We start from the raw sequence: 5,489 nt of genomic DNA on the forward strand, positions 1-5,489 counted from the left end.
CGTGGCCGCCCTCGGCCGTTCCCTGTCCGCCGCCGGGCTGCCGGTCCGCACGGGCTGGACGGTAGGCCCGCAGCACTGGCGGGAGCTTTATTGCGCCGACGCCGAATGCTGTCCGCTGCCCGGACGTCCGGTGTCACAGATCCGGGACAGTGCCCTGAGCGCCGAACTTGTCTACAGCGGCAGCACTTACGCGGCCTCCGCAGCGGAGGCCGTGGCCGTCCCACGGGCGGCAGCCTCCGGCGCGCCGTACGCGACCGCCACGTCCGTCCGGAGAGCCGGGGCTGCACAGGCACCGGAACCGGCACCGGCAGCGACACCCGATGTCGCGGCCGGGATACGGCAGGAGGCGGACCGGCTGGCCGCGGGACGCGCGGGAGAGTGGACCCATTCGGACTTCTACTTCCACACCCTCCGCCGCTGGGAGCAATCCCTGGCAGCGCACAAGGCCGGAACCCTCACGGCGGAAGCGCAGGCCTTCCTGCTGGCGAGCCTGAGCGACAACGCGGTACGGGACGGTATTGCCATCTTCGCCTGCAGCAGCGCCGAGACGGCGTTCCTCTGGGCCGAGGCATCCGGCCTCCTCGATGACGCGGACCGGGCGGCGGGCGCCGCGCCGCCCGTCGATCCATTGCCCGGGTCCGGCGATCCTGCCGCAGCCCGGGGCTGGTCCAAAATTTTGATCGGTGAGTCGCCCCACGCTCCGGACTGGGATCGCGTGGACGCCACGGCACACCTGCTCTCCCGCCTGCACGCCGTCGGAGCGGGGCGCTCCCGCGCTGCCGCCGGCACGCTGCATGCCTGGATCGAATGGGCCCGGGGACGCGGTACGCATGCGCATCAACGGGCCGAGGCCTGCCTTCGCGAATGGCCCGGCTACCGGCTGGCGGAACTGGTGCAGGAACTGGCAGACAGCGGAATGCTGCCGGTGTGGGCGCGCCGGCGGGAGACCGCCTGGCCCGGACGGAGGCACCTGACGGCATGATCGCGGCGTCGCGACGGTCGAAAATCAGTTCATCCGGCGGTCTGAATCGTGAGACAATGGGAACCGAGACCCGGTTGGGTTCGTGTTTCAAACAGCGGTAGATCCTGCGGGAATACCGCCGCCGCGGATCAGGTTATGCCATGCAGACCCTGCGTCCGTGGCTTGGTTTGAATTCATTCACGGACTTGACAGGGTCATAGTGGTGTTACCCGCAGGTAGCGTCACAGACCGCCGTACGAAAGGTTCTCTGTGTCACCGGACAAGAAGACTGCTGCAGCTCCCGATGAGGAGACTGCTGCCTCCGCTCCGAAAAAGTCCGCGACGACCAAGCGCGCGGGCGCCCAGTCAGCGGCAGCGGCGGAAGCTGCTCCCAAACGGCGCGGCCGCAAGCCCGGTGCCGCTGCCAAGAAGGATGAGGCGAACACCGCCGAGCTGGCCACGGAAGAAGTCGACGAGGATCCCGAGGTCGAGCCGGAGCCCACCGAGGAAGACGTAGAAGCCACCGAGGAAGCCGGCGCCAAGAAGGGCAAGGACGGCGAGACCGGGTCCGGGTTTGTTTACTCCGACGCCGACGACGACGACGCCCCCGCCCAGCAGGTGGTCTCCGCCGGCGCCACCGCCGACCCCGTCAAGGACTACCTGAAGCAGATCGGCAAGGTCGCCCTGCTGAACGCCGAGCAGGAAGTCGACCTCGCGCTGCGGATCGAGGCCGGTCTCTTCGCCGAAGAGAAACTGGCCAAGGACGACGGCACCATGGAGACGCGCCTGCGGCGCGACCTGGAGCAGATCGTCCACGACGGCAAGCGCGCCAAGAACCACCTGCTGGAAGCCAACCTCCGACTGGTCGTCTCGCTGGCCAAGCGCTACACCGGCCGCGGCATGCTGTTCCTGGACCTGATCCAGGAAGGCAACCTGGGCCTCATCCGCGCCGTCGAGAAGTTCGACTACACCAAGGGCTTCAAGTTCTCCACCTACGCCACCTGGTGGATCCGGCAGGCCATCACCCGCGCCATGGCGGATCAGGCCCGCACCATCCGCATTCCGGTGCACATGGTGGAAGTCATCAACAAGCTGGCCCGCGTGCAGCGCCAGATGCTCCAGGACCTGGGCCGCGAGCCCACTCCCGAAGAGCTGGCCAAGGAACTGGACATGACACCGGAAAAGGTCGTCGAGGTCCAGAAGTACGGCCGGGAGCCGATCTCGCTGCACACGCCGCTGGGCGAAGACGGCGACTCGGAGTTCGGCGACCTGATCGAAGACTCCGAGGCCGTGGTTCCGGCCGACGCGGTCAGCTTTACCTTGCTGCAGGAACAGCTCCACTCGGTGCTGGACACGCTGTCCGAGCGCGAAGCCGGCGTGGTGGCCATGCGCTTCGGACTCACCGACGGCCAGCCGAAGACTTTAGACGAAATCGGCAAGGTCTACGGCGTCACGCGGGAACGCATCCGCCAGATCGAATCCAAGACCATGTCCAAGCTGCGGCACCCGTCGCGGTCGCAGGTACTCCGCGACTACCTGGACTAATCCGACTGCGCAGCAGGGCCGGTACCCGCAAGGGGCCGGCCCTGCTGCGTTAACCGGCACCCGCAAAAGGCCGGCCCTGCTGCGTTAGCCGGCGGCAGCGGGGGAAGGGGAGCGCTTCCGCGTTCCGGCGCCAGGTCCCCGGGCGCCCCCGGCGGAAAGGCCTCCGGAGACGCAAAGGGCGCCGTTCCCCTTGCGGGGAACGGCGCCTTTGACCGGGTACCGGGCGGACCTGTCGGACCGCTCCGGGAACGGGCTGCGGCTGCAGCCCGTTCCCAAAGAACCTATTCGGCGGCGGCGCCGGCCTTTTCGGTCAACCGGCTGGTTTCGTCCTGCCATTCCGAGGCCTTGGAGCGAAGCTGCGGCTCATGCTGCCGGGCATGGTGCCCGCAGAAGAGGAGTTCGCCGCCGGAGGAGGCCAGGACAACCCGTACATAGGCTTGGGCACCACACCGGTCGCATCGGTCCAATGCGGTCAGTTCACGGGGGGCTACTGCTGTCGTCATGATGACCTCCTTACGAGTGCGTCTATCCATAGAACCATCCGAAGCGCGGAAATCTTCGCAAGATGGGGTCACTTTCGCTCACCGCGTATCACGTGTGGGTAACAGCCGGGAGCTGCGTCACATGCCGGTCTGCGCTCCGGCGCGGTGCACAAGCCCGCCCGCAAAGGGGATTAGCCTAGTAACGGTCCGTTATTCGCGGCGGACCGCGGCCAAGGACCGCAGTTCTGTCTGCCAAGGAGCACTCGTACACGTGGCGCCAACGAAGTCTGAGTACACAGCACGCCATCTTTCCGTCCTGGAAGGGCTGGAAGCCGTCCGCAAGAGGCCGGGCATGTACATCGGATCCACTGATTCCCGCGGGTTGATGCACTGCCTCTGGGAAATCATCGACAACTCCGTCGACGAGGCGCTGGCCGGGTACGGGCAGAGCATCAAGATCACGCTGCACCCGGACGGCTCGGTGGAGATCCACGACGACGGCCGTGGCATCCCGGTGGACATCGAGCCAAAGACCGGCTTGAGCGGCGTCGAAGTAGTGTTCACCAAGCTGCACGCCGGCGGAAAGTTCGGCGGCGGCTCCTACACGGCCTCCGGCGGCCTGCACGGCGTCGGCGCCAGCGTGGTCAACGCCCTGTCCTCCCGCCTGGATGTCCAGGTGGACCGCGGCGGCAAGACGTACCAAATGTCCTTCCGCCGCGGCGAGCCGGGCAAGTTCATCGACACGGGCAGGGGGCCGGGCCCGGAGTCCGCGTTCGAGCCGTTCGTCACGGGCTCCAAACTGGAAGTGGTCGGAACCGCCAAGCGCGGCGTGACCGGAACGCGCATCAGATACTGGGGCGACCGGCAGATTTTCACCCCGGACGCCAAGTTCTCCTACGAAGAGCTGCAGAACCGGGCGCGGCAGACCTCGTTCCTGGTTCCGGGGCTGAAGATCACGCTGCGCGACGAGCGCAGGTTGGCCGGCACCGCCGGCGAGAACGGCCCGATCGAGGAAGTGTTCCACCACGACGGCGGCATCGCCGAGTTCGTCGAATACCTGGCCAACGACAGCGCCGTCACGGATGTCTGGCGCTTCCACGGCTCCGGCAAGTTCAAGGAAACCGTTCCGGTACTCGATGAAAACGGGCACAGCAAGATCGCCGAGGTCGACCGCGACTGCCACGTTGACGTCGCCCTGCGCTGGGGCATTGGCTACGACACCACGGTCCGTTCCTATGTGAACATCATCGCCACCCCCAAGGGCGGCACGCACCAGGCCGGCTTCGAACAGGCGCTGTTGAAAACCTTCCGCAAGGTGATCGAGGCGAACGCCCGCAAGCTGAAGGCCGGCAGCGACAAGATTGAAAAGGACGACGTCTTCGCGGGACTCACCGCGGTGCTCACCGTCCGCCTGGCCGAGCCGCAGTTCGAAGGCCAGACCAAGGAAATCCTGGGCACCTCCGCCGTCCGCGCCATCGTGTCCCGGGTGGTGGAGAAGGAGCTGGCCGCCAAGCTGGGGTCCTCGAACCGCGGGGATAAGGCCCAATCCGCGCTGCTGCTCGAAAAGGTCGTCAGCGAGATGAAGTCCCGCATCTCGGCCCGCGTCCACAAGGAGACGCAGCGGCGCAAGAACGCGTTGGAGACGTCCTCCATGCCGGCAAAGCTGATCGACTGCCGCACCAGCGACGTCGAACGCTCCGAGCTGTTCATCGTCGAGGGCGACAGCGCTTTGGGCACGGCACGGCTGGCCCGCTCGTCCGACCACCAGGCGCTGCTGCCGATCCGCGGCAAGATCCTCAACGTGCAGAAGGCATCGGTGGGCGACATGCTCTCCAACGCCGAATGCGCGGCCATCATCCAGGTGGTGGGGGCCGGGTCCGGGCGCAGCTTCCAGCTGGACGCGGCCCGCTACGGCAAGGTCGTCCTGATGACGGACGCCGACGTCGACGGCGCGCACATCCGCACGCTGCTGCTCACGCTCTTCTTCCGCTACATGCGCCCCCTGGTCGACGCCGGTCGCGTGTACGCCGCCGTGCCCCCGCTGCACCGGGTGGAGATCATCAACCCGGGTGCCAAGGCCAACGAGGTGGTGTACACCTACTCGGAGAACGAGCTGCACAAACTGCTCGCCACCCTGGAGAAGGACGGCCGGAAGTACAAGGAGCCGATCCAGCGCTACAAGGGCCTGGGCGAGATGGACGCCGACCAGTTGGCCGAAACCACCATGGAGCCCCGCCACCGAACGCTGCGCCGGGTGCGGATCGAGGATGCCGAAGCCGCCGAGCGTTCCTTCGACCTGCTGATGGGCTCCGACGTGGCGCCGCGCAAGGAGTTCATCGTGGCAGGCGCCTCGATGCTCGACCGGGAACGGATCGACGCCTAGGCCGCCAGCCCGGGTGCCACCAACAGGACGGTCGGCACCGCCAGCAGCAAAGCCGCGGCCAGCAGTACCGCGGACCGGGCCGCGCCGCCAAGGGCCGGAACAGGGGAGAGCAGCCGCC

Annotated in this window: 4 protein-coding genes; 3 read left to right on the top strand and 1 reads right to left on the bottom strand. The window is 67.3% G+C overall.

The window, feature by feature from the left end:
* Both AC5RUJ_RS10295 and AC5RUJ_RS10300 read left to right on the top strand, forming a co-directional pair.
* Positions 1–982 (top strand): DUF4192 family protein (locus AC5RUJ_RS10295; protein ID WP_494155829.1); only part of this gene is annotated, 982 nt, incomplete at its 5' end.
* Positions 983–1,231: 249 nt separating this feature from the next.
* Positions 1,232–2,506, top strand: a complete 1,275-nt coding sequence (locus AC5RUJ_RS10300; protein ID WP_494013832.1) for an RNA polymerase sigma factor — start codon at positions 1,232–1,234, stop codon at positions 2,504–2,506.
* Between the two features lie 281 nt (positions 2,507–2,787).
* Here AC5RUJ_RS10300 and AC5RUJ_RS10305 read toward each other — a convergent pair whose 3' ends face one another.
* On the bottom strand, positions 2,788–3,009 hold the full coding sequence (locus AC5RUJ_RS10305) for a DUF7455 domain-containing protein (RefSeq protein ID WP_493999501.1): 222 nt from the start codon (positions 3,007–3,009) through the stop codon (positions 2,788–2,790).
* Between the two features lie 250 nt (positions 3,010–3,259).
* Between AC5RUJ_RS10305 and AC5RUJ_RS10310 the strand changes: the two genes are divergently transcribed.
* Positions 3,260–5,371, top strand: coding sequence for a DNA gyrase/topoisomerase IV subunit B (locus AC5RUJ_RS10310; RefSeq protein WP_494013833.1), 2,112 nt, complete (start codon positions 3,260–3,262; stop codon positions 5,369–5,371).
* The last annotated feature ends 118 nt before the right edge of the window (positions 5,372–5,489 follow it).

It is taken from the genome of Arthrobacter sp. Y3223164, from assembly GCF_059091005.1.